Source organism: Saccharothrix sp. NBAS 001, assembly GCF_056640475.1.
The window spans coordinates 7,869,295-7,891,779 of sequence record NZ_CM153251.1; the positions used below are offsets into that span (position 1 = coordinate 7,869,295).

Below are 22,485 nucleotides of genomic sequence, written 5' to 3' on the forward strand. Positions count from 1 at the left end.
CCGTTCCCGTGCGGTGGACCCAGGATGGCACCGGATCAGAAGGGAACACCACACCTCAGGAGGACGTTCGCGTACGGCGTGGCCTCGCCGGTCCGGATGACCAGCCGGGCTCCGCCGACCCGCGCCTTGAACTCGTCGTGGTCGACGCGGTCGATCAGCGGCAGCCGCCGCGCCAGCGCCGACGCGCAGGACGGGTTGCGCTCGTCCAGTTCGCCCGCGACCAGCGCCCGCTCCACCACCAGCTCCTCCAGCACCCCGTCGAGCACCTGGAGGAACGTCGGCACGCCGAACGTGAACGCCAGGTCCACCACCGCCGGACCGGCCGGGATCGGCAGGCCGCAGTCGGCCACCACGACCTCGTCGGTGTGCCCGAGCCGGGCGAGTTCGGCGTTGAGCGCGGCGTGCAGGATGCCCGCCCGCTTCACCCCAGCACCTCGTCCGGCCCGGGGTAGGACGGCTGCGCGCCGGCCCTGGTCACCGACGTGGCCGCGACCCGCGCCGCGTACCGGGCGGCGTCGACCAGCGGTTCGCCGTTCGCCAACCCGGCCGCCAGCGCGCCCGCGAACGCGTCGCCCGCGCCGGTGGTGTCGACCGGCGTCACCTCGGGCGCGGGCACCTCGACCACGCCGGACGCGGTGACCACGGCCGCGCCGCGCGCGCCCAGGGTCACCACGACCGAGCGCGGACCGAGGTCGAGCAGCCCCTCGAACGAGTCGGCCAGTTCCAGCGCCTCGTGCTCGTTGACGATCAGCGGGTCCAGCAGCGCCAGCGTCGTCGCCGGCACCCGCGCCACCGGGGACAGGTTCAGCACCGGCCTCGCCCCACGAGAGGCCGCTACCGAGATGGCGTGCACCACGGTCGCCAACGGGACTTCCAGCGAGCACACCAGGACCGTCACGCCGTCCCACGACAGACCGTCCACATCGGACTCCGCCACGTCGGAGTTGGCGCCGGGCGCGACGACGATCGAGTTCTCGCCGTCCGGCGTCACGGTGATGTAGGCGAGCCCGGTCGGCCGGTCCGAGGTGCGGACCAGGTCGGTCCGCACCCCGGCCTCGGCCAGCGAGCGCCGCAGCAGGTCCCCGTACTGGTCCCGGCCCACCGCGCCGACCAGCGCGACGTCGCACCCCAGCCGGCCGGCGGCGGCGGCCGTGTTGGCCCCCTTGCCGCCGGGCAGCACGGCGGTGTCGCCGCCGAGCACCGTCTCGCCGCCGGCGGGCCGCCGGGGCACCGCGACGACGAGATCCGCGTTGGCCGAGCCCAGCACCAGGACCGTCACTTCGGCGACACCGTCATTTCTTGAACTCGGCGAGGTTCTTCTTGGTCACTACCTTGACCTCGACGTCGACGACCTCCTGCACCGGCTCCTTCTTCGCCGCCTTGACCGCCTGCTCGACGGCCTTGCGGCCCAGCACGTCGGGCTGCTGCGCGATGGTCGCGGCCAGGGTGCCCTCCTCGATCGCCTTCAGCCCGTCCGGGGTGCCGTCGAAGCCGACGACCTGCACGTCCTTGCCCGCGCGGTCGCCCAGCGCCTTGATCGCGCCCAGCGCCATCTCGTCGTTGTCGGCGAACACGCCCTTGATGCCGGGGTTGGCCTGGATCAGGTTGGTCATCACGTCCAGGCCCTTGGCCCGGTTGAAGTCGGCGGGCTGGCCGGCGACGACCTTGATGCCGCCGGAGTTCAGGCCCTGCTCGAAGCCCCGGCCCCGGTCGCGGGACGCGGACGCGCCCGGGATCCCTTGGAGGTGCACGACCTCGCCGGTGGTGGCGCGGCCGAGTTCGATCGCGGCGAGCGTGCCGCCCTGCACGTTGTCCGAGGCCACCTCGGAGGCGACCTTGCCGTCGTCCACCGAGCGGTCCACCGCGACCAGCGGGATGGTGGCGTTCTCGGCGGCCTTGGCGGCGGGGCCGGCCTGCTTGGAGTCGACCGGGTTGATGATGATCGCCTGCACGCCCTGGGTGGTGAACGTCTGCACCTGGTTGACCTGGTTGGTCGCGTCGTTCTGCGCGTCCACCACGGTCAGCTTCACGCCCAGTTCGGCGGCGGCCTTCTCCGCACCCTGCTTGAGGGCCACGAAGTACGGGTTGTCCAGGGTCGAGACGGCCAGCCCGATGGTGACCTCGCCACCACCACCGCCGGCCTGCGTCCCCGAACCGCACGCGGTCAGCGCGAGCGCGAGCGCGGACAGCGCGGCGACACCGCGGAGCTTCATCTTTCGGTTTCCTCTCATCGGGTTCATCGGGTACGGCGGCGAAGGGTGTCCAGCAGCACGGCCAGCGCGATCACCGAACCGATCACGACCTGCTGCCAGAACGGCGACACCTGCAACTGGTTGAGGCCGTTGCGCAGGACGGCCAGGACGAGCGCGCCGACCAGCGTGCCGGTGGCCCGGCCGACGCCGCCGGACAGCGACGCGCCGCCGATCACCACGGCCGCGATCGCGTCCAGCTCGTAGCCGGCGGCGGCCTGCGGCCCGGCCGAGGACAGCCGGCCCGCCAGCAGCATCCCGGCGACGGCGGCGAACAGCCCGGACAGCGCGTAGACGACCAGCTTCTGCCGGCGGGTGTCGATGCCGGACAGCCGCGCGGCCTCCTCGTTGCCGCCGATGGCGTACATCGCGCGGCCGGAGTACGTGCGCGACAGCACGAACCCGGTGATGCCGAAGAACACCAGCATCACCAGCAGCGGCATCGGCAGGTACGGCGTGAGGTTCGAGCCGAGGAAGCCCACCACGTCCGGGGTCGCGGTCGGGCTGCCCTGGGACACCACGAGGGTCAGGCCGCGCGCGACGCTGAGCATGGCGAGCGTGGCGATGAACGCGGGCAGCTTCCCGTAGGCCACCAGCGCCCCGTTGACCAGGCCCGCGACCACGCCGGTCAGCAGGCCGAGCAGCAGCGCGAGCGGTCCGGGCAGGCCCGCGTCGGCCGACGACCACGCGCCGACCATCGCCGACAGCGCGGCCACGCTGCCCACCGACAGGTCGATGCCGCCGGAGACGATGACGAACGTCGAGCCGAACGCCAGCACCGCGACCACGGCCGCCTGCACCCCGACGTTGAGCAGGTTCTGGGTGCTCAGGAACGACGGCGCGAGGATCGACAGCGCGACCACCATCACCAGCAGGCCCGCGAGCGCCCCGTTGTCGGCCAGCGCCCGGCGCACCGACAGCGCCGCCCGCCCGGCCGGCACCCGACTGTCCACAGTGGAACTCATTCCTCGAACTCCTGAACGGCCAACGCCATCACCTCGTCCTGGGTCGGGCCGGCGGGCAGCTCGCCCGCGACCCGGCCCTGTGCCATCACCACGACCCGGTCGCTCATCCCGATCACCTCGGGCAGGTCGGAGGACACCAGCAGCACGGCGCGGCCGGCCGCGGTCATCCGGTTGACCAGCTCGTAGATCTCGACCTTCGCGCCGACGTCCACGCCGCGCGTCGGCTCGTCGAGCACCAGCACCTTCGGGTCGGCCATCAGCCACTTGCCGATGACGACCTTCTGCTGGTTGCCGCCGGACAGCTCGCGCACCGGCTGGTCGAGCCCGGAGGTCTTGACCCGCAGCGCCGCCGCCATGTCCCGCGCCCGCCGGCGCCGGCCCGCCCGGTCCACCAGCCCGAAGCGGGCGGTGGTGCGCAGGGTGACCAGGCCGAGGTTCTCGCCGACCGTCGAGGTCAGCACCAGGCCCTGCCCCTTGCGGTCCTCCGGGACCAGGCCGAGCCCGGCCCGCAGCGCCGCGCCGACGTCGTGGCCGGGCAGCGGGCGGCCGGCGACCTCGACCCGGCCGGAGTCGTAGCGGTCGACGCCGAACGCCGCGCGCACCACCTCGGTGCGGCCCGCGCCGACCAGGCCGGCGATGCCGACCACCTCGCCCGCGCGGACCTGGAACGACACGTCGTGGAACGCGCCCGCGCGGGTCAGCCCGGCCACCTTGAGCAGCACCTCGCCGGGCCGCTCGCGGCGGCGCGGGTACTGCTCGGCGATGGCCCGGCCCACCATCAGCTCGATCATCCGGTCGACGGTCGCGCCGCGCGGGAGGGTGCCGACGCTGCGGCCGTCGCGCAGCACGGTGATCCGGTCGGCGACGCGCCGGATCTCGTCCAGGTGGTGGGTGATGAACACCAGGCCCACGCCCTGCTCGCGCAGGCCGGCCATGATGCCCAGCAACCGGTCGGTCTCGGTGTCGGTGAGCACGGCGGTCGGCTCGTCCAGCACCAGGACCTGGGCGTCCAGGTCGAGCGCGCGGGCGATCTCCACCATCTGCTGCCCGGCGATGCCGAGTTCGCCGACCGGGGTGTCCGGGTGCACGGCGAGGCCGACCCGGTCCAGCAGGCGTTCGGCGTCTTGTCGCATTCGCGCTTTGTCGACAAAGCCGAACCGGCGCGGTGGGCGGCCGAGGAACAGGTTCTCCGCCACCGAGAGCGCCGGGACCAGGGCGAGTTCCTGGTGGATGACCGCGAGGCGGGTGCCGGCGGCCTGTTGAATCGTTCCACTGTCCGGCGCGTGGACGCCCGCGAGGATCTTGACCAGCGTGGACTTGCCCGCGCCGTTCTCGCCGAGCAGGACGTGCACCTCGCCGGGCCGCACGTCGAAGTCCACGCCGTCGAGCGCCTTGACGCCGGTGAAGCTCTTGGTGATCCCCCGGGCGCTAAGCAGCACCGGTCGCCTCCCCGCAGGAACCGCGCACCACCAGGCGCGCGCTGAGCCGGACGTCGGCCGGCTGCTCGCCCGCGATCAGCGCGAGCAGGCTGCGCGCCGCCGCCCGGCCCATCTCCACGGTGGGCTGGGCGACCACCGTGATCGGCGGGTCGAGCAGCGGGAACCACGGCTGGTCGTCGTAGACCGCGAGGCCCACGTCGGCCGGCACCTTCAGGCCGCGCCGGCGCAGCTCCTCCAGCGCGCCCAGGCCCATCAGGTTGTCCATCGCGACCAGGGCGGTCGGCCGGTCGGCGAGGTCGAGCAGCGCGGCGGCGGCACGGGCCCCGCTCTCCCGGCGGAAATCGCCGTGCACGACCTCCAGGTCCAGGCCGCCGCGACCGAACTGCTCCAGCCGCTCCCGGCCGGTGCTGGTGTCGGCGGGGCCGGCGATCACGCCGACCCGGCGGTGACCGGCGGCCTTGAGCGCGGCGGCGAGGTCGGCGAGCGCCTGCGCGCCGTCCGCGCGGACCACCGGGCAGGTCGCGCCCGGCACCGTGCGGTCGAGCAGGACCAGCGGCACGTCCCGGGCCTCGACCTCGGCGATCCACGACGGGTCGTCGGTGGCCGGGCACACCAGCAGGCCGTCGACCCGGCGGTCGAGCAGGGTGCGGACGTAGGTGGCCTGCTGGTCGGCGGACTCGTCGGCGTTGGCGACGATCACGCAGTAGCCGTGCGCGCGAGCCTCCTCCTCGACCGCGCGGGCGATCTCCGCGAAGAACGGGTTGAGCAGGTCGCTGATCACCAGGCCGAGCGTGGTGGTGGAGGTCGTGCGCAGGCTGCGGGCCAGGGCGTTCGGCCGGTAGCCGAGGTCGTCCACGGCGGCCAGGACGCGGGTCCGGGTCTCCTCGGTGGGCGCGGCGTGGCCGTTGAGGACGCGGGACACGGTCGCGGTCGAGACGCCGGCGTGCTGCGCGACGTCCTTGATCGTGGTCACGCTGCGCACCTCCTCGGTCACGTGGTATCGATTACAGGGGTCAGTTAATCGGTTACACAGGGGTCGTTGTCAAGTGTTTCGATTCAGTGGCCGTGACCTGTTCGGTACGGCCGGTTGAGTAGAGGTACGGATCCGGATACACCGGTTTGCCGCGAACCTGGTCACATGACCGGACCGGACCCCTTGCTGAAGCTGGCGGACGAACTCGGCCACCTCGGCCGCCGACTCGAAGCGGTCGGCGTGGAGCTGCGGGCCGTCCGCACCACCCCGACGATCACCGCCCCCGCACCGGCCCCGGTCGCGCCGCAGTGGCCCGGGGCGGTCGGCTCCGGCTACGGCCCGCCCGCGTGGTCGCCGTCCGCGCCGCAACCACTGCCGCACCCGGTGCCGCAGCCCCAGCCGATGCCCCAACCAGTGCCCCAGCCGATGCCGCAGGCCGCGCCGATGCCGTGGGGCGGCCCGCAACTGCCGCCGCGCCCGCCGCGCCCCACCCTGTTCGACCGGCTGAGCAAGCCCGGCGCGGGCAGCAAGCTGCTGGCCTGGGTCGGCGGCGCGGTCACCCTGCTCGGCGTGGTGATGCTGCTCGTGCTGGCCGTCCAGCGCGGCTACCTCGGCCCGGTGCCGCGCGTGGTCGGCGGCGCGCTGCTCGGCGCGGCGCTGATCGGCACCGCGCTGCGGCTGCACCGCAGCGAGACCGCGCGGACCGGGGCGTTCGCGGTGGCCGCGACCGGTTTCGCGGTGCTGTACCTGGACGTCGTCGCCGCCACCTCGATCTACGAGTACCTGCCCGAGGGGGCCGGTCTGACGGCCGGGCTCGCCGTCGCGGCCGGCGGGCTGCTGCTGGCCATGCGGTGGGACTCGGTCGTGTTCGCGATCGGCGTGGTGGGCGCGGGCGCGGTGTGCGCGCCGATCCTGACCCAGGGCTTCACGCCGCTGCTGGTGGCGTTCCTGCTGGTGCTGAAGATGGCCGCGAGTCCGGTGCACCTCAAGCGGAACTGGCCGGCGCTGGCCGTCACGGCGGGTATCCCGCCGCTGGTCGCCACGGTGATCGCGATCGGCCGGACGGACGACCAGCTCGTGCTGGCGGGCGTCGCGCTGGCCGCCGCGCTGGCGGGCGTGGCGTCGGCGGTGCTGACCGCCCGCGTCCGGCCGGACGACCGGACGGCGCTGGGCCTCGCGCTCGGCTCGCCGATGCCCGCGCTGCTCACCACCGCCGTCCTGGACCGGACCTGGGCGGCGGGCCTGGCCGGCGTGATCGCCGTGCTGATGGTCGGGTTGTGGCTGTTCGGCCGCAAGTCGCTGCCCGCGCCGTTCGCCGCGGGCGTCGCCGGGGTCGGGGTGTTCGCGCTGTTCGTCACCACGACGGTGGCGCTGGACGCGAGCCCGCGCGCCGCCGTCGTGCTGGGGGAGGCGCTGCTGCTGGCGTTGCTGGCCACCCGCCTGGAGTCGCGCGGCGCGCTGCTCGGGTCGGCGCTGTTCGGCGGGGTCGGGCTGGTGCTGACCTCGGCGCACGTGGTGCCGCTGCGGCTGCTGCTCGTCCAGCAGGCCGACCAGATCGGCACCGGCCGGCTGGTCACCGGGTTGCTGACCTCCTCGGTGCTGCTGGTGCTCGCGGTCGTGCTGCCGTGGGCGGCGGTCAAGCTCGACGTGCTCAAGCGCAACCCCGCGCCGTGGATCGGGATCGGCCTGGTCGTGCTCTACGCGGCGGCCGGGGTGGTGATGTGCGCGGCGTTGTCGGTGGCGCAGACCGCGACCGGGTTCGTGTTCGGCCACTCGGTGGTCACCGTGTCGTGGACGGTCGCCGCGCTGGTCCTGCTGGTGCGCGGCATCGACGTGCGGTCGCTGCGGGTCGCGGGCCTGGTCCTGGTGGCCTCGGCGGTGGCGAAACTGCTGCTCTTCGACCTGTCCGCGCTCGACGGGATCGCCCGCGTGCTGGCGTTCACCGGTGCCGGGCTCGTCCTCCTGACGGCGGGCACCCGTTACGCCAAGTTGGTGGCAACGCGACGAATTTCGGCAAATTCGTAGCGCACGGGATCCAAAACGCCCCACCTTGCGTCAACCTGGTGGTAGTTCTACGACGTCGGGGGAACAGGCCACCGGTGCACCGCACCGGCAGGAGTCCGGCGTCGGTCGTTTCGCCCCCCGAGCGACCGGCGCCGGACGCACTTGTGGCGCGCTGCCGCCCGCCCCGCCGTCGCGGGCGGCAGTCGATCCGACACGCCGCTGAAGTCACCCGTTCCAGCGAAGAAACCGCTCGACCGTAGGACCACGGTGGCCGGTCGCGTCGACCGGTGTTGCGATTCGTGCATGGCCAACAAGCGAGCGGTCCTCGGTATCGCGGCTCTGCTCGTCTGCTGCGCCCTCGCCGCCCAGACCCCCGCGCCCGCCGTCGTCGCGGTGGCCGGCGCGCAAGCCCAGCGGGCGTACCTGATCGGCCACAACGGCCTGGTCGAGGTGCTCGACACGCGGACCGGCGCGGTCCTCTCGCACGACGACACGGGCGCGTGGACGACCGGCGCGGCCGTGGCGGCGGACGGCCGGCGGATCTACGTGGTCAACGGCCGGGCGGGCGTGATCACCGCCGTCGACCCGGGAGCCGGCGTGGTGGGCCGCATCCACACCGGGGCGCAGCTGGCGCAGGCCGTGCTGCGGCCGGACGGGCAACGCCTGTACGTCACCGGGAGCGGCGTGGTCGCGGCGGTCGAGCTGGAGCCGTTCCGGGTGGTGGCCACGACCCGGGTGGGCCGCCAGCCGCAGGGCATCGTGGTCACCCCGGACGGCGACGAGCTGTACGTGGCCAACGCGCAGGACGGCACGGTCAGCGTGCTGGACACCAAGTCCGCCACCGTGATCACCACCGTCGAGCTGGGCGGCCTGCCGCAGCAGCTCGCCATCTCCCCGGACGGCCGCCAGGTCTACGTGAGCGCGCTGCACCTGGGCGACAAGCCGGGCACGATCACCGCGATCGACACCAGGACCCGCAAGGCCGTGTGGTCCATGCCGGTCGGGGAGGGCGCGGGCAGCCTCGCGGTCACCCCGGACGGCCGGCACGTCTACGTGGCGCTGGACCGGAAGGTCGCCGTGGTCGACACCGACGCCGGGACCACGACCGAGCTGGACCTGGGCGTCAAGAGCCTGGCCATCGCGCCCGGCGACCGGCGGGTGTTCCTGGCCGGCGGCAAGACCACGACCCTGCTGGACAGCGCGGACAACTCGGTGCTGGCGACCTTCCACCTCAGCGGCCTCAACGACGACGGCCGGGGCTTCGAGGCCACGGCCGTCGCGTTCGAACCGGTCCCCGGCTAGACCCGGGCCGGCACCTTCTCCTCCTCGACCGGGGGCGCGTCCTCGTGGATCGCCATCCGCTCCTGGATGCGCCGCAACGGTCCCGGGGCCCACCACGCGGCGTCGCCGAGCAGCTTGAGCACGGCCGGCACGAGCAGCATCCGCACCACCGTGGCGTCCAGCGCCAGCGCCAGGATCATCCCGACGCCGACGAACCGCATCATGGTGATCTGCGAGAACGCGAACGCCCCGGTCACCACGATCAGCAGCAGCGCGGCGGCGGTGATCACCCGCCCGGTCTTGGCCAGGCCGACCGTCACCGCCTCCTCGGTGGACGCGCCGCGACCGCGCGCTTCGACCATGCGGGACAGCAGGAACACCTCGTAGTCCGTGGACAGGCCGAACACCATGGCCGCCATCAGCACGACGATCCCGGATTCCAGCGGCGCGGGCGTGACGCCGAGCAGCGACGCCCCGTGGCCGTCCTGGAACACCCACACCAGCACGCCGAACGTGGCCGACAGGGACAGCGCGGAGACCACGACCGCCTTGACGGGCAGCAGGATCGAGCCGAACGCCAGGAACATCAGCACGAAGGTCGCGCCGACCAGCAGCAGCACCATCCACGGCAGCTTGTCCCGGATGGCGTCGAGGCTGTCGGACACCACCGCCGTGCTGCCGCCGACCAGCACCTCGCCGGAGCCGGGCGGGGCGAGCGCGCGGACGTCCTTGAGCGCCTGCTTGGACTCGTCGGAGAGCTGGTCGTGCTCCAGGCCGGCGTTGAGCAGCCACACGCCGCCCTTGGGCTCGGCGGCGATCCGGACGTCGCCGACGCCGGGCACGTCGCCGATCCGGCCCACGAACGCCTGGACGTCGGCCTGCGCCGGGTCGCCGGTGACCACGATCTTCATCCCGCCGGACGCGAGCCCGGCGAAGTCCCGGCTGATCGTCTCGGCGGCGACCCGCGCGGTGTTGCCCTCGGGCAGCACCTTCTCGCTGACCTCGCCGAACTTCACGCCCAGGAACGGGGTGCCGAGCGCGACCAGCACGCCGATGATCGGCAGCGCGAACAGCACCGGCCGCTTCATCACCTGGCCGGCCAGCCGCCGCCAGCCCCGCTCGGACGGCGTCCGGTTCTTCCGCCACGGCACGCCGAGCTTGTCCACCCGGTGGCCGAGCACGCCCAGCAGCGCGGGCAGCAGGGTCAGCGAGACCACGGCGGCGATCGCGACCGCCGACATGCCGCCGTAGCTGAGCGACTTGAGGAACCCGTGCGGGAACAGCAGCAGCCCGGACAGCGCGATCACCAGCAGGGTGGCCGAGAACACCACCGTGCGGCCGGCCGACATCACGGTCCGCTTGACCGCGTCCTCGGTGCTGCGCCCGGCGGCCAACTCCTCCCGGAACCGGCCGACCATGAACAACCCGTAGTCGATCGCCATGCCCAGGCCGAGCAGGCTGGCCACGTTGACGGCGAAGGAGTTCACCTCCGCGCCGAACGAGATCGCGTGCAGCACGCCGAGCGACCCCATGATCGACAGGCCGCCGACCAGCACCGGCAGCGACGCCGCGACCAGGCCGCCGAAGATGATCACCAGCAGCACCAGCACGATGGGCAGCGACACGGCTTCGGCCTTGGTGAGGTCCGACGACGACATGTCGTTGATGGCCTTCTGGGTCGGCACGAGACCGCCGACCTGCTGCGTCACGCCGTCGACCGCCAGCTTGTCGGCGATCTGCTCGTACTGCTTGACGTGGGTGTTGGAATCCGCGCCGCGCAAGGTGATCGCGACCAGCGACTTGCCCGCCTCGGCCGACGGGAACGGCGGCTGCACCTGGAGCACGGCGTCCCGGGGCAGCCCGGAGAGCCGGTCGGCGATCTTGCCGAGCAGGGCCGGGTCGACGGTGTCGTAGACGACCACGACGTCGCCGCCCTGCCGGCCGAACGCGTCCTGGGCCACCTGGTTGGCCCGCGCGGACTCGCTGGCGGGCGCGTCGTAGCCGCCCTGGCTGAGCTTGTCGAAGACGCCGAGACCCCACACGCCGCCGGTCACCGCCAGCACCACCGTCGCGATCAACACCACCCATCTGCGGCGGTACGCCAGCGATCCCCAGTTCGCGAACACGCGTCCTCCCAGGCTGATGCGTTACGGTGGCGTGAATGGCGTCAACTTTGTGAACACCGTTTACTGAAGTTGTGACCGACCGTACAACTGGTGAACACCATGCACAACCCGATGGGGTGACATATGACCGAGGCCACCCGCCGAGAGCGGCTGCGTGCCGAGACGGAGCGTGACATTCGCCGCCAGGCGCGTGCCCTGCTCGTGGCGCACGGCCGGGACGCCGTCACCCTGCGCGCGATCGCCCGCGAACTCGGCATCACCGCACCCGCGCTCTACCGGTACTACGACTCGCGCGAGGACCTGCTGCACCACCTCGCCGACGAGATCTGCACCGACCTCGCGGCGGAACTCGACGCGGGCCTGGCCCGCATCCCCGAGGACGACGTGACCGCGCAGGTCTACGCGGTGTGCCGGGGCTTCCGCCACTGGGCGCTGGCGCACCCGCAGGAGTTCGCGCTGGTGTTCGCCTCCACCGAGGCCAAGCTCGGCGCGTGCCGACCGGACGACCGCAGCCAGGTCGGCGACCAGTTCGGCCGGGTCTTCCTGGAGGTCGCCGGGCGGCTGATAGCGAGCCACTCCGCGCACCAGGACCACGGCGACCCGGTGCCGGCGGACCTGCACGCGGACCTGACGCTGTTCCAACAGGTCCTGATCGAGACCGTCAACGCGCGCGGTGTCCCGGTCGACGTCGGGCAGCTGCCGCTGAGCGCGGTCTACCACATCACGCAGTCCTGGGTCCGGCTCTACGGGCACGTCGCGCTGGAGGTGTTCGGGCGCTTCCCGTTCGCCGTGGCCAACCCGGAACCGATGTTCGACTCGATGCTGGCCCAGATCCTCGACGAGATGGGCTTCACCGGCCCGTAACGGGACCACCGCGCGCGAAAGCGGGACCGGACTGTGCGAGCGCCGCCGCCTCGGCCGCTGCGGTCGCCGCTTGCGCGGCCTTCGCCGCCGCGTCGTCGGCCAGGTCCATCGCCTCCGCCGCGGTCCGCACCGCGGCCTGGGCGCGCCCGGCGGCGTCGCCGGCGACCCTGGCCGCTTCCCGCGCCGCGTCGGCCTGCTCGTCCGCACCGGCCCGCCGGGCGGCCTCGGCCTGGCGCGCGGCCGACTCGCCGGCGGTCCGCGCCTGGGCGCCGGCGTGGTAGACGTCCTCCAGCACCCGCTCCGCCCGTTCGAGCTGCCCGAGGTCGCCCAGCACGTCGGCCGCCCGCTCGAACAGCGTGCGCACGTGCGCCGCGCTCAACGTGATCTCGATGCCGTTGCCGATGGCCAGGAACGCCGACGACTCCCGACCCGCCCGCAGGTCGACGCTCGTGCTGTCGTCCAGGTGGAGCCCCATGCTCGTCACGATCTGGGTCTGCGGCCACGTCACGGTCGCACCACCGGTCCCGCGTCCCCGTACACCTTCACCGACACGTCGGCCCCTCTCCCGATCCGGCACCGGCCGCCAGCTCGCGGACCCTTCACGATCGGGGAGCCGCCGCCGTGGGAACGTGTGCCCATCCGCAGTAGATGTAACCTTGCTCTCAGTATCAGATTACGAGGTAATCGGTTACTGCACTAGGTATCCGATCGGGTGAAGAGGTGTTCCATGGCGTTGACGACGACGCCCACCGTGCTGCGCCGCTACATCGCGTTCGAACTGCGGCGGCTGCGCGAATCCGTCGTCCTGCCCGGCGGGACGGTCGGCTTGAGCCAGGCCGACGCAGCGAAGCGGCTGGACAACTCCAAGGCGCGCATCGCCCACTTCGAGTCCGGCCGCAACCTGCCCAAGCTCACCGACGTCGAGATCCTGCTGCCGTTCTACGGCGCGGCCGACCTGGTCGAGGGCTTCAAGGAACTGATCGTCCAGGCCAGGACGACGACCTCGGTGTTCGAGCCCGACGAGTCGATGACCCTGCCGCCCGGCTTCGACCTCTACCTGGGACTGGAGCAGGGCGCGAGCCGCATCCTGACCTACGACGCGATGGCCACGATCGGCCTGTTGCAGTGCGCGCCCTACGCCGAGGCGTTGCTGCGGGGGCACGACACGACGCTCTCCAACGACGAACTCCGCCGCAGGCTCGACCTGCGGATCCGGCGACAGGACGTCCTCGACCGCGCGGAGTCCCCGGTCGAACTGGTCGCGGTGGTGGACGAAGCCGTTCTGCGCCGGCAGATCGGCGGCCCGCTCGTGCTCGGCCGCCAACTGGACCACCTGCTCACGGCGGCACAGCGGCCCAACGTCTCGATCAGGGTGTTGCCGTACACCGCGGGCGTGCACCCGGCGCTGCACGGACCGTTCACGGTCATGGAGTTCCCCATCGCCCGCGATCCCGGCGTCGTCTACGTGGAGGATCGAATCGGCGGCCGGTACCGGGACAATGTCGAGGAAATCGACGAGTACGTCGCCGTGGCAGGGCGGCTGCTGGAGTTGGCGCTCCCCGAATCGGACTCGGCGGCGATGATCGGCAGCATCCGCGAGGAGTTGAAGAGATGACCACCACGTGGTCCTGGCGCAAGTCGACCCGATCAGCCACCAACGGTCAGTGCGTCGAAATCGGCACCTGTGCCGACGACACGACCGTGGGCGTACGCGACAGCAAGCTCGGCGACGCGAGCGCCGTCCTGCTGTTCCCAGCACGCGCATTCGCCGCGTTCACCGAAAACCACCGGCACACGTCCGACGACCGAGGCTGACCCGGCCCGGCCGCGAGCGGTCGCCGGAACCGGGCCGCACCACGTGCGGGGCACTCCGCCACCGAGGTGGACGGGGGTGCCCCGCACGTCGGCTCACAGCACGACGTTCACCAGTCGGCCGGGCACCACGATCACCTTGCGCGGCTCGCCGGTCAGCAGCTCGGCCACCTTCGGGTCGGCCAGCGCCGCCGCCTTGACCTCGTCCTGCGACGCCGACGCGGCCACCACCACCCGGGCCTTCACCTTGCCGTTGACCTGGATCGGGTACTCCACGGTGTCCTCGACCAGGTACCGCTCGTCGGCCTGCGGGAACGGCCCGTGCGCCAGCGATTGCGCGTGGCCCAGCTTCGACCACAGCTCCTCGGCCACGTGCGGGCACAGCGGGGCCAGCAGCAGCACCAGCGGCTCGGCCACCACGCGCGGCGCTCCGCCCGCGAAGTGCTTGGTGACGTAGTTGTTCAGCTCGATCAGCTTCGCGCCCGCCGTGTTGTAGCGCAGGTTCGCGAAATCGTCGTGCACGCCCGCGATCGTCTTGTGCAGCAGCCGTAGCGCGTCCTCGGCCGGCTGGTCCTCGGTGACCCGCAGCGCGCCGGTCTCCTCGTCGACCAGGTTGCGCCACAGGCGTTGCAGGAAGCGCTGCGCGCCGACGACGTCCTTGGTCGCCCACGGGCGGGACACGTCCATCGGGCCCATCGACATCTCGTACAGCCGGAACGTGTCCGCGCCGTACTGGTCGCACATCTCGTCCGGCGTGACGGCGTTCTTCAGGCTCTTGCCCATCTTGCCGTACTCGCGCTTGACCTCGGCGCCCTCGAAGAAGAACTTCCCGTCGCGCTCCTCGACCTGCGCGGCCTCCACCAGCGCGCCCCGGTCGTCGCGGTAGGCGTACGCCTCGATGTAGCCCTGGTTGAACAGCCGGCGGTACGGCTCGTCGCCGGACACGTGGCCCAGGTCGAACAGCACCTTCTGCCAGAACCGGGCGTACAGCAGGTGCAGCACCGCGTGCTCGACGCCGCCGATGTACAGGTCGACGCCGCCCGGGTCGTCCACGCCGTGCTCGGCCGGGCGCGGGCCCAGCCAGTAGCGCTCGTTCTCCGGGTTGACGAACCGCTCGGTCTCCGTCGGGTCCACGTACCGCAGCTGGTACCAGCAGGAGCCCGCCCAGTTCGGCATGGTGTTGGTCTCGCGGCGGTACTTGCGCGGCCCGTCGCCCAGGTCCAGCTCGACCTCGACCCACTCGCCCGCGCGCGACAGCGGCGGCGACGGCTCGGAGTTCGCGTCCTCCGGGTCGAAGGTGCGCGGCGAGTAGTCGTCCACGTCCGGCAGCTCGATCGGCAGCATCGACTCGGGCAGCGCGATCGGCGTGCCCGCCTCGTCGTAGACGATCGGGAACGGCTCGCCCCAGTACCGCTGGCGGGAGAACAGCCAGTCGCGCAGCTTGTACTGGACGGTGCCCTCGCCCCGGCCGTGCTCCTCCAGCCAGTCGATGATGGTCTTCTTGGCCTCGGCGACGTCCAGCCCGTCCAGGAAACCGCTGTTGATCGCCGGGCCGGTGCCGGTGTACGCCTCGCCGTCGAAACCGTCCGCCGGTCGCACGGTCCGGATGATCGGCAGGTCGAACGCCGTGGCGAAGTCCCAGTCGCGCTGGTCCTGGCCGGGCACCGCCATGATCGCGCCGGTGCCGTAGCCCATCAGCACGTAGTCGGCGACGTAGACCGGGATCTCCGCGCCGTTGGCCGGGTTCACCGCGTGCGCGCCGGTGAACACGCCGGTCTTGTCCTTGTTCTCCTGCCGGTCCAGGTCGGACTTGCGGGCCACCGCGCGGCGGTACTCGGCGATCGCGGCGACCTGGTCCGGCGCGGCGATCCGGTCCACCAGCGGGTGTTCGGGGGCCAGCACCAGGTAGGTCGCGCCGAACAGCGTGTCCGGGCGGGTGGTGAACACCTCGACGTCGTGCCCGCCCACCGCGAACCGCACCCGCGCGCCGTGCGAGCGGCCGATCCAGTTGCGCTGCATGGACTTGACCTTCTCCGGCCACTCCAGCCGGTCCAGGTCGTCGATCAGGCGGTCGGAGTAGGCGGTGATCCGCATCATCCACTGGCGCAGCGAGCGCCGGAACACCGGGAAGTTGCCGCGCTCGCTGCGGCCGTCGGCGGTGACCTCCTCGTTGGCCAGCACGGTGCCCAGGCCGGGGCACCAGTTGACCGGCGCCTCGGACAGGTAGGCCAGCCGGTACCCGCCCAGCACCTTCTGCTTCTCCGGGCCGGTCAGCTCCGCCCACGGCCGGCCGTCCGGCGTGGCCCGCGCGCCGTCCGCGAACTCCGCCTCCAGCTCGGCGATCGGGCGGGCCTTGCGCACCCGGTCGTCGAACCAGGATTCGAAGATCTGCAGGAAGATCCACTGGGTCCACTTGTAGTAGCCCGGGTCGATGGTGGAGATCCGGCGGCGCTCGTCGTGGCCCAGGCCGACCCGGCGGATCTGCCGCAGGTAGGTCCGGATGTTCGCCTCGGTGGTCGCGCGCGGGTGCTGCCCGGTCTGCACGGCGTACTGCTCGGCGGGCAGGCCGAAGGCGTCGAAACCCATGGTGTGCAGGACGTTGCGGCCGTTCATCCGGTGGTACCGGGCGTACACGTCGGTGCCGATGAAGCCCAGCGGGTGGCCGACGTGCAGGCCCGAGCCCGACGGGTAGGGGAACATGTCCTGCACGAACAGCTTGTCGGCCGGCACCTCGCCCTTGAGCGGCCCGACCGGGTTGGGCGCGTGGTAGGTCCCGCGCTCCTCCCACTCCCGTTGCCACCGCTGCTCGATCTCGCCGGCCACGGCGGCGGTGTAGCGGAACGCGGGCGTCTCGGACGCGTCGGTGCTCATCTCGGGTCTTCCCTTCGGTTGCCGGCCCCTGACACGACGAAACCCCCCAGCCCAGGACAGGCATGAGGGGTTGCCGCGCCGACCCTTGTGGGTCCGCGCGGCTAGCTAAGGAGCAGGCGGGCCGTGCTCATGTCCTCCACGGTATCAGCGCAGCGCAAGCACGATGAACCGGGTGATCCGCGCGGCGCGGGGGTCGCCGCCCCGGAGCAGCGGGCCCGCCACCACGGACGTCACCCGTCCGTGTGACAGCGCCGAGTCCTCCGGGGCGACGGGCACGCCGCCGCGCGGTCGCGTCAGCGGATCGCCAGCGCGATGAACCGGGTGACCTCCTCGGCGGCGAAGTTGTCGTCGCTGACCAGGACCAGCGTGCGCTCGCCGGAGGCCAGGCGCGGGCCCCAGGCCAGGCCCTCGACGTTGTCGATCAGCGGCAGCGGGAAGTCGTGCAGGTCGGCGACCAGCTTCTTGCGCACCGGCTTCGCGTCGGAGCCCTGGAGGCTGCGCACGCCCTTCACGTCGGTCGAGCCCCACAGGTCGATGTCGTAGAGCCGCACCTTGTAGTCCGAACCGGGCACCCAGCTGCGTTCGAGGGTGAAGTAGTGGCCGGGGCGCTGCGGGTCGGACAGGATCGCGGGCACGCCGGTGTCCGGGCCCCACGGGCCGGGCTCGGGCGCGGCGAACAGCGGCTCCAGCGGGTAGACGTGCTGGGACAGCACGTGCCCGAACCGGGTCTGCACGGTGATCCGGGCCAGGGAGCCGTGCTCGGCGGTCGACTCCTCGCCGTCCTCCAGCAGCGGGCCCTCCACGACCGAGGTGAGCAGCGCGCCGGCCCCGTCGAACGTGATCGCCTCCAGCGCGCGGTTGCCGCGCGGGCCCGCGTCCGGGGTGATCGCGTAGTTCGCGGGCAGCGGGAGGGTCGAGCGGTGCGCGCCGGACCGGGTGGAGCGCTCGATCGAGGGCTGGATCGGCGTCGCGGACCGGTTGCCCTCCTGGGACCACCAGTAGTCGCCGGTCAGCGGGTCGACCCGGACGTCCTCGGGGTCCACGGCGTTGGGCGGGTAGGTGCTGCCGTCCGGGCGGCGCAGCGCCGTGGTGCCGGTGAGCGCCAGGTCGTGCACGCCGGTCTCGTCCACGTCCAGCCGCGCGGTGTAGGTACGCACCGGGTTGGTGTTCGAGCGGTCGTCGCTGATCAGGACGTACTCACCGGTGCGGGGGTCGCGGTCGATGCCGGACAGGCCGCCGACCGTGGTGCCCTCGAAGGCGACCTTGTGCGGGAGCGTGGCGAAGCCGAGGTAGCGGGCAGCCGGAGCGGCGGCGGCGGCCGGGGCGGCGGCCACGGCCGTCGTGACGACCAGCGCCGCGACGGCCAGGCAAGATCGAAATCTCATGTGTGCTGAGCCTGCCGGGCCGGTGATCGACGCGATAGCGCTCAGTCGGGTGACCACGTTCGGCGGACCTGGTGCGTTCCCGGCCGACGCCCGCGCCTACCCTCGACGGTGTGAACATCGTGCTGCTTGTCGTGCTCGGGCTGGTCGGTGGCGCACTCGGGGCCGTCGGCGTCCTGGGGATGCGCGGTCGCCTGCACCGCAACCGGTTCTTCGGGGTGCGCACCAAGGCCACGCTGCGTGACGACGAGGCGTTCACCCTCGCCAACAAGGTCGCCGCGGTGCCCACGGTGGTGGCCGGCGCGATCGCCCTGGTGACGGCCGCGGCGGTGGCCGTCGACTCGTCGTCCGCGCTGGTCGTGGGCCTGCTCGGGCTGGTCGGCTCGCTGGTGATCGCCGGTGCCGGCGGCGTGCTGGGCCACCGCGCGGCCGAGGCGCTGCCCGAGCCCGCGCCTTCGGGCTGCGGCGGCTGCGCGTGCGCCGGCGCGTGCGGCGTGCTCCAGCGCGCCTGACCCCGCGACCCCGCACCCGGGCGCGCCGCCGCTAGTTGCGGCGGACGTCGACCGGGAAGGTGGCCAGCAGCGCCGTGGGCATCCCCTGGCGGCGCAGCACCCGACCCCACAGGTCGGTGTTCGGCGGGCTCAGCACGTCGTCGGGCAGGCCGGGCACGACGATCCAGTCGCCGCGCTCGATCTCGCCCGCCAACTGGCCCTCGCCCCACCCCGAGTAGCCCGCGAACACCCGCAGCCCGCGCACCTTCTCGACCAGCGCGTCCGGGTCCGAGTCGAGGTCGATCAGCGCGACCGGGCCGTGCACGTTCACCACGCCCTCCAGCGACTGGTGGTCCTCGCCGGTGCGCAGCGCGGCCAGGCACAGCGCGGTCTTCTGCTCGACCGGGCCGCCGATGTAGACCGCCTGCGGCCGGGTCACGTGCGGACCCCACGCCGGCAGCACGTCGTGCACGGCCACCTCGCTGGGCCGGTTGAGCACGACGCCCAGGGTGCCCTCGCCGCGGTGGTCGATGATGTAGACCACCGTGCGGCGGAAGTTCGAGTCGGTCAGGCTCGTCGCCGCGACCAGCAGGGAACCCGGTTCGACTTCCGCATCAGGGCGCACGGTCACCATGATCCCAGACGATGTACATCACACCGGGAGCGGAACATCCGGGTTACCGTTGTCGTTGTACGAACCGTCAGGCGCCATCGAGTCCCCCGGGCCCAACATAAACTGCCTTCGCGGAATACCGTCCGGCTGGAGCCGCGTAGCGCAACCCGCCGAGAGGCGACCGGGCGTCTGGCCCGGGAAGGCCGGACCCACTGCGGGTCCGGCCTTCGCGGTTGCAAGGCATAGGCTCGACGGGTGACGACTGCCGGTCCCGCCACGGCGAAGCACCACCTCGGTGCCCGCAAGCTCCTGGCGACCGCCGACTTCCGGCGGCTGTTCGCCACCCGGGTCGCGGGCCAGTGGGGCGACGGCGTGTTCCAGGCGGGGCTCGCCGGGGCCGTCCTGTTCAACCCCGAGCGGCACGCCGACCCGCTGGCGGTGGCCGCCGGGTTCGCCGTGCTGCTGCTCCCGTACTCGGTCGTGGGCCCGTTCGCGGGCGCGCTGCTGGACCGCTGGGACCGGCGCCGGGTGCTGGTCGTGGCCAACCTCACCCGCGCGGTCTTCATCCTGCTCACGGCCGGCGCGGTCGGGCTCGGCCTGGACGGCGTGCCGCTGTACGCGGCGGCCCTGTTCGTGACCGGGGTGAGCCGGTTCGTCGGCTCCGGCCTGTCCGCGTCGCTGCCGCACGTGGTCGAGCCCGACCACCTGGTCGAGGCCAACGCGTTCGTCACCACGCTCGGCTCGCTGACCACCGTGCTCGGCGCGGGGTGCGCGGTCGGGCTGCGCGAGCTGTTCGGCGCGGGCGACGGCGGTTCCGCCTGGACCACGGCGTGCGCGGTGGCCGGGCCGCTGGTCGCGGCGGTGCTGGCGGCCCGGTTCCGGCGCGGCGCGCTGGGGCCGGACGAGGTGGACGAGCCGAGCCGGACGATGACCGCCGTGGCGATGGGCCTGCTCGACGGCGGCCGGGCCGCCTGGCGCGCGCCCTCGGTGACCGCGTCGCTGGCCGCGCTGCTCGCCCACCGGGCCGCGTTCGGGGCTTCGCTGCTGCTCACCCTGCTGCTGATGCGCAACGGCCTGGAGGACTTCGGCCCGCTCAAGGCCGGCCTCGCCGGTCTCGGCGAGGTCGCCCTGACCGGCGGCGCGGGCCTGCTGGTCGCGGGCCTGGTGACCGACCGGCTGGTGGACGTGCTCGGCCGCTCGGGCGTGATCTGCGGCGCGCTCGGCGTGGCCGCCGTCGCCCAGCTCGCGCTCGGCCTGCCGATGGTGCTGCCGACCATCCTGGCCGCCTCGTTCTTCCTGACCTTCGCGGGCCAGGTCGTGAAGCTGTGCGTGGACGCGTCCGTGCAGGGCGACATCGGCGACGAGATCCGCGGCCGGGTGTTCGCCCTCTACGACACCCTGTTCAACATCATGCAGGTCGTGGCGATCTCGGCCGCCGCGGCCGTCGTCCCCCTGGACGGCCGCTCACCCGGCCTGATCGTCGCCGCGGCGCTGACCTACCTGGTCGGCGCGCTGGCCTACCTGGTGCTCAACCGCCGGGCGCGCTAACCCGGGCTCCCCGGCACGGGCAGCCGGATGATGCCCGTCTCGTGCGCGAACACCACCGCGGCCATCCGGTCGCGCAGGTTCAGCGCGCGCAGGATCTCGGTGACCACCGTCCCGACGTGCCGCTGGCTCACCGCCAGCACGCGCGCGATCTCGTGGTCGGCCAACCCGCGCGCCAGGCAGCGCAGCACGGCCCGTTGCTGGTCGCTCAGCGCGGCCAGGCCCTGTTCCCGCGTGACGCCCTCGGCCGACAGTCCCCACGTGTTCATCCGAAACCACCCCCAGTGTGCGTCCGACGCACACAGTCATGGTCCCGCAACTGCCTGTCACTTGGCTAACGGAAAGCGGGTGATTCAGCCATCAGTCACCCGAGTGGTTCGATTCCTTCCGCCCTGGCCCACGCGAACAGCTCCGCCACGGCCTCGTCGTGGTCCAGCGGCCCGCGGTCCAGCCGGAGTTCCTTGAGGAACTTCCACGCCCGCCCGACCTGCGGTCCCGGCGGCAGGCCGAGCAGCCGCATGATCTCGTTGCCGTCGAGGTCCGGCCGCACCCGGCGGAGGTCCTCCTCCTCGGCGATCCGGGCGATCCGGCGCTCCAACTCGTCGTAGGTGCGCTGGAGCGAGTTCGCCTTTCGCCTGTTGCGGGTGGTGCAGTCGGCCCGCACCAGCTTGTGCAGCCGGGACAGCAGGTGGTCGGCGTCGGTCACGTACCGGCGCACCGCCGAGTCCGTCCACTCGCCCGTGCCGTAGCCGTGGAACCGCAGGTGCAGGTAGACGAGCTGGGCGACGTCCTCGACCACCTCCTTGGAGTACCGCAACGCCCGCAAGCGCTTGCGGACCATCTTCGCGCCGACCACCTCGTGGTGGTGGAACGAGACGCCGCCGCCCTCCTCGAACCGCCGGGTGTCCGGCTTGCCGATGTCGTGCAGCAGCGCGGCCAGCCGCAGCACCAGGTCCGGCTCGGGCCCGTCCTCCAGGTCGATCGCCTGGTCCAGCACGACCAGCGAGTGGTGGAACACGTCCTTGTGCTGGTGGTGCTCGTCGATCTCCAGCTTCATCGCGGGCAGCTCGGGCAGCACCACGTCGGCCAGCCCGGTGGCCACCATCAGCTCGACGCCCGCGCGCGGGCGCGCGCCGGTCAGCAGCTTGGACAGCTCCGCCTGCACCCGCTCGGGCGTGATCCGGCCCAGCTCGCCCGCCATCGCGGTCATCGCCTCGACCACCCTCGGCGCGGGCGTGAACCCGAGCTGCGAGACGAACCGGGTGGCGCGCAGCATCCGCAGCGGGTCGTCGGAGAACGACTCCTGCGGCGTGGCCGGGGTGTCCAGCACCCGCGCGGCCAGCGCCGCGCGCCCGCCGGTCGGGTCCACCAGCTCGCGGTTCACCAGGTCGAAGGCCATCGCGTTGACGGTGAAGTCGCGGCGCACCAGGTCGCCCTCGACGGTGTCGCCGAAGGTCACCTCGGGGTTGCGGGTCACGCCGTCGTAGGCGTCCGCGCGGAACGTGGTGATCTCGACGGTCTGGCCGTGCTTGGTCGCGCCGACCGTGCCGAACGCGATCCCGGTGTCCCAGATCGCGTCCGCCCACCCGGACAGCAGCTTCTGCACGGCGGGCGGTCGGGCGTCGGTGGTGAAGTCCAGGTCGAACGCGCCGGAGAGCCGCCCGAGCAGGGCGTCCCGCACGCTGCCGCCGACCAGGTACAGCCGGTGGCCCGCGGCGGCGAACCGCCCGGCCAGTTCATCGGCCACGGGGAAGGCGCTCAGCAGCTCCACCACATCGGTGGACACGTTCGGCTCGGACACGAAGAGCCAGCGTACTGGTACGGCGGCCGCGTCCCGCACGCGTCGACCGCCGCCGCCGGCCCCGGCACC

Annotated in this window: 20 protein-coding genes; 7 read left to right on the plus strand and 13 right to left on the minus strand. The window is 72.7% G+C overall.

The window, feature by feature from the left end; all coding sequences use genetic code 11:
• Positions 1-35 precede the first annotated feature (35 nt).
• From rbsD to AC0HI0_RS34560, 6 genes are read right to left on the minus strand one after another with little or no spacing between them, the layout of a single operon-like run.
• A complete protein-coding gene (gene rbsD, locus AC0HI0_RS34535) occupies positions 36-425 on the minus strand; it encodes a D-ribose pyranase (protein WP_480927670.1) in 390 nt (129 codons plus the stop codon).
• A complete protein-coding gene (locus AC0HI0_RS34540) occupies positions 422-1,279 on the minus strand; it encodes a ribokinase (protein ID WP_480927671.1) in 858 nt (285 codons plus the stop codon). Before AC0HI0_RS34540 ends, rbsD begins: the two co-directional genes overlap by 4 nt.
• 13 nt (positions 1,280-1,292) lie before the next feature.
• Entirely contained in the window at positions 1,293-2,213 is a 921-nt protein-coding gene (locus tag AC0HI0_RS34545) for a substrate-binding domain-containing protein (protein ID WP_480927672.1), read from the minus strand.
• 23 nt (positions 2,214-2,236) lie between these two features.
• Positions 2,237-3,214, minus strand: coding sequence for an ABC transporter permease (locus tag AC0HI0_RS34550; RefSeq protein WP_480927673.1), 978 nt, complete (start codon positions 3,212-3,214; stop codon positions 2,237-2,239).
• Complete coding sequence (locus AC0HI0_RS34555; protein ID WP_480927674.1) at positions 3,211-4,653, minus strand: sugar ABC transporter ATP-binding protein; 1,443 nt, start codon at positions 4,651-4,653, stop codon at positions 3,211-3,213. The genes AC0HI0_RS34550 and AC0HI0_RS34555 overlap by 4 nt, the downstream gene beginning before the upstream one ends.
• On the minus strand, positions 4,643-5,647 hold the full coding sequence (locus AC0HI0_RS34560) for a LacI family DNA-binding transcriptional regulator (protein WP_480927675.1): 1,005 nt from the start codon (positions 5,645-5,647) through the stop codon (positions 4,643-4,645). The genes AC0HI0_RS34555 and AC0HI0_RS34560 overlap by 11 nt, the downstream gene beginning before the upstream one ends.
• Positions 5,648-5,791: 144 nt before the next feature.
• Between AC0HI0_RS34560 and AC0HI0_RS34565 the strand changes: the two genes are divergently transcribed.
• Both AC0HI0_RS34565 and AC0HI0_RS34570 read left to right on the plus strand, forming a co-directional pair.
• Positions 5,792-7,651, plus strand: a complete 1,860-nt coding sequence (locus AC0HI0_RS34565) for a DUF2339 domain-containing protein (RefSeq protein ID WP_480927676.1) — start codon at positions 5,792-5,794, stop codon at positions 7,649-7,651.
• A gap of 282 nt (positions 7,652-7,933) precedes the next feature.
• On the plus strand, positions 7,934-8,932 hold the full coding sequence (locus AC0HI0_RS34570) for a YncE family protein (RefSeq protein ID WP_480927677.1): 999 nt from the start codon (positions 7,934-7,936) through the stop codon (positions 8,930-8,932).
• On the opposite strand, the gene AC0HI0_RS34575 is transcribed toward AC0HI0_RS34570, so the two are convergent.
• Positions 8,929-11,037 (minus strand): MMPL family transporter, encoded by a 2,109-nt coding sequence (locus AC0HI0_RS34575; RefSeq protein WP_480927678.1) that lies wholly within the window; start codon positions 11,035-11,037, stop codon positions 8,929-8,931. The genes AC0HI0_RS34570 and AC0HI0_RS34575 overlap by 4 nt on opposite strands.
• A gap of 123 nt (positions 11,038-11,160) precedes the next feature.
• Between AC0HI0_RS34575 and AC0HI0_RS34580 the strand changes: the two genes are divergently transcribed.
• Positions 11,161-11,901: a TetR/AcrR family transcriptional regulator gene (locus tag AC0HI0_RS34580; RefSeq protein ID WP_480927679.1), complete on the plus strand. Its 741-nt coding sequence runs from the start codon at positions 11,161-11,163 to the stop codon at positions 11,899-11,901.
• Here AC0HI0_RS34580 and AC0HI0_RS34585 read toward each other — a convergent pair.
• Positions 11,888-12,409 (minus strand): hypothetical protein, encoded by a 522-nt coding sequence (locus AC0HI0_RS34585; protein ID WP_480927680.1) that lies wholly within the window; start codon positions 12,407-12,409, stop codon positions 11,888-11,890. The two genes, AC0HI0_RS34580 and AC0HI0_RS34585, sit on opposite strands and share 14 nt — an antisense overlap.
• Positions 12,410-12,628: 219 nt before the next feature.
• Between AC0HI0_RS34585 and AC0HI0_RS34590 the strand changes: the two genes are divergently transcribed.
• Entirely contained in the window at positions 12,629-13,516 is an 888-nt protein-coding gene (locus tag AC0HI0_RS34590) for a helix-turn-helix domain-containing protein (RefSeq protein WP_480927681.1), read from the plus strand.
• Positions 13,513-13,716 carry a DUF397 domain-containing protein gene (locus AC0HI0_RS34595; RefSeq protein WP_480927682.1) on the plus strand — a complete coding sequence of 68 codons (204 nt, stop codon included), beginning with the start codon at positions 13,513-13,515 and terminating at the stop codon, positions 13,714-13,716. Before AC0HI0_RS34590 ends, AC0HI0_RS34595 begins: the two co-directional genes overlap by 4 nt.
• A gap of 93 nt (positions 13,717-13,809) precedes the next feature.
• Here AC0HI0_RS34595 and leuS read toward each other — a convergent pair whose 3' ends face one another.
• Positions 13,810-16,584, minus strand: coding sequence for a leucine--tRNA ligase (leuS, locus tag AC0HI0_RS34600; protein ID WP_480927683.1), 2,775 nt, complete (start codon positions 16,582-16,584; stop codon positions 13,810-13,812).
• Between the two features lie 293 nt (positions 16,585-16,877).
• Positions 16,878-17,969, minus strand: a complete 1,092-nt coding sequence (locus tag AC0HI0_RS34605; protein ID WP_480927684.1) for an esterase-like activity of phytase family protein — start codon at positions 17,967-17,969, stop codon at positions 16,878-16,880.
• A 110-nt stretch (positions 17,970-18,079) separates the two neighbouring features.
• On the opposite strand from AC0HI0_RS34605, the gene AC0HI0_RS34610 reads away from it, so the two are divergent.
• Complete coding sequence (locus AC0HI0_RS34610; protein ID WP_480927685.1) at positions 18,080-18,478, plus strand: SdpI family protein; 399 nt, start codon at positions 18,080-18,082, stop codon at positions 18,476-18,478.
• A gap of 31 nt (positions 18,479-18,509) precedes the next feature.
• Here AC0HI0_RS34610 and AC0HI0_RS34615 read toward each other — a convergent pair whose 3' ends face one another.
• Positions 18,510-19,091 carry a YqgE/AlgH family protein gene (locus AC0HI0_RS34615; protein ID WP_480927686.1) on the minus strand — a complete coding sequence of 194 codons (582 nt, stop codon included), beginning with the start codon at positions 19,089-19,091 and terminating at the stop codon, positions 18,510-18,512.
• A 234-nt stretch (positions 19,092-19,325) separates the two neighbouring features.
• Between AC0HI0_RS34615 and AC0HI0_RS34620 the strand changes: the two genes are divergently transcribed.
• On the plus strand, positions 19,326-20,618 hold the full coding sequence (locus AC0HI0_RS34620) for an MFS transporter (RefSeq protein WP_480927687.1): 1,293 nt from the start codon (positions 19,326-19,328) through the stop codon (positions 20,616-20,618).
• Here AC0HI0_RS34620 and AC0HI0_RS34625 read toward each other — a convergent pair.
• Positions 20,615-20,884 (minus strand): response regulator transcription factor, encoded by a 270-nt coding sequence (locus tag AC0HI0_RS34625; RefSeq protein ID WP_480927688.1) that lies wholly within the window; start codon positions 20,882-20,884, stop codon positions 20,615-20,617. The genes AC0HI0_RS34620 and AC0HI0_RS34625 overlap by 4 nt on opposite strands.
• Before the next feature lie 95 nt (positions 20,885-20,979).
• Complete coding sequence (locus tag AC0HI0_RS34630) at positions 20,980-22,416, minus strand: CCA tRNA nucleotidyltransferase (RefSeq protein WP_480927689.1); 1,437 nt, start codon at positions 22,414-22,416, stop codon at positions 20,980-20,982.
• Positions 22,417-22,485 lie beyond the last annotated feature (69 nt).

Bases quoted from the DNA above. Each gene is read 5' to 3' on its own strand.
- AC0HI0_RS34580 (WP_480927679.1), top strand. From the start codon at position 11,161: ATGACCGAGGCCACCCGCCGAGAGCGGCTGCGTGCCGAGACGGAGCGT.
- AC0HI0_RS34615 (WP_480927686.1), bottom strand. From the start codon at position 19,091: ATGGTGACCGTGCGCCCTGATGCGGAAGTCGAACCGGGTTCCCTGCTG.
- AC0HI0_RS34625 (WP_480927688.1), bottom strand. From the start codon at position 20,884: ATGAACACGTGGGGACTGTCGGCCGAGGGCGTCACGCGGGAACAGGGC.
- AC0HI0_RS34590 (WP_480927681.1), top strand. From the start codon at position 12,629: ATGGCGTTGACGACGACGCCCACCGTGCTGCGCCGCTACATCGCGTTC.
- AC0HI0_RS34565 (WP_480927676.1), top strand. From the start codon at position 5,792: ATGACCGGACCGGACCCCTTGCTGAAGCTGGCGGACGAACTCGGCCAC.
- AC0HI0_RS34545 (WP_480927672.1), bottom strand. From the start codon at position 2,213: ATGAAGCTCCGCGGTGTCGCCGCGCTGTCCGCGCTCGCGCTCGCGCTG.
- AC0HI0_RS34605 (WP_480927684.1), bottom strand. From the start codon at position 17,969: ATGAGATTTCGATCTTGCCTGGCCGTCGCGGCGCTGGTCGTCACGACG.
- leuS (WP_480927683.1), bottom strand. From the start codon at position 16,584: ATGAGCACCGACGCGTCCGAGACGCCCGCGTTCCGCTACACCGCCGCC.
- AC0HI0_RS34570 (WP_480927677.1), top strand. From the start codon at position 7,934: ATGGCCAACAAGCGAGCGGTCCTCGGTATCGCGGCTCTGCTCGTCTGC.
- AC0HI0_RS34595 (WP_480927682.1), top strand. From the start codon at position 13,513: ATGACCACCACGTGGTCCTGGCGCAAGTCGACCCGATCAGCCACCAAC.
- AC0HI0_RS34550 (WP_480927673.1), bottom strand. From the start codon at position 3,214: ATGAGTTCCACTGTGGACAGTCGGGTGCCGGCCGGGCGGGCGGCGCTG.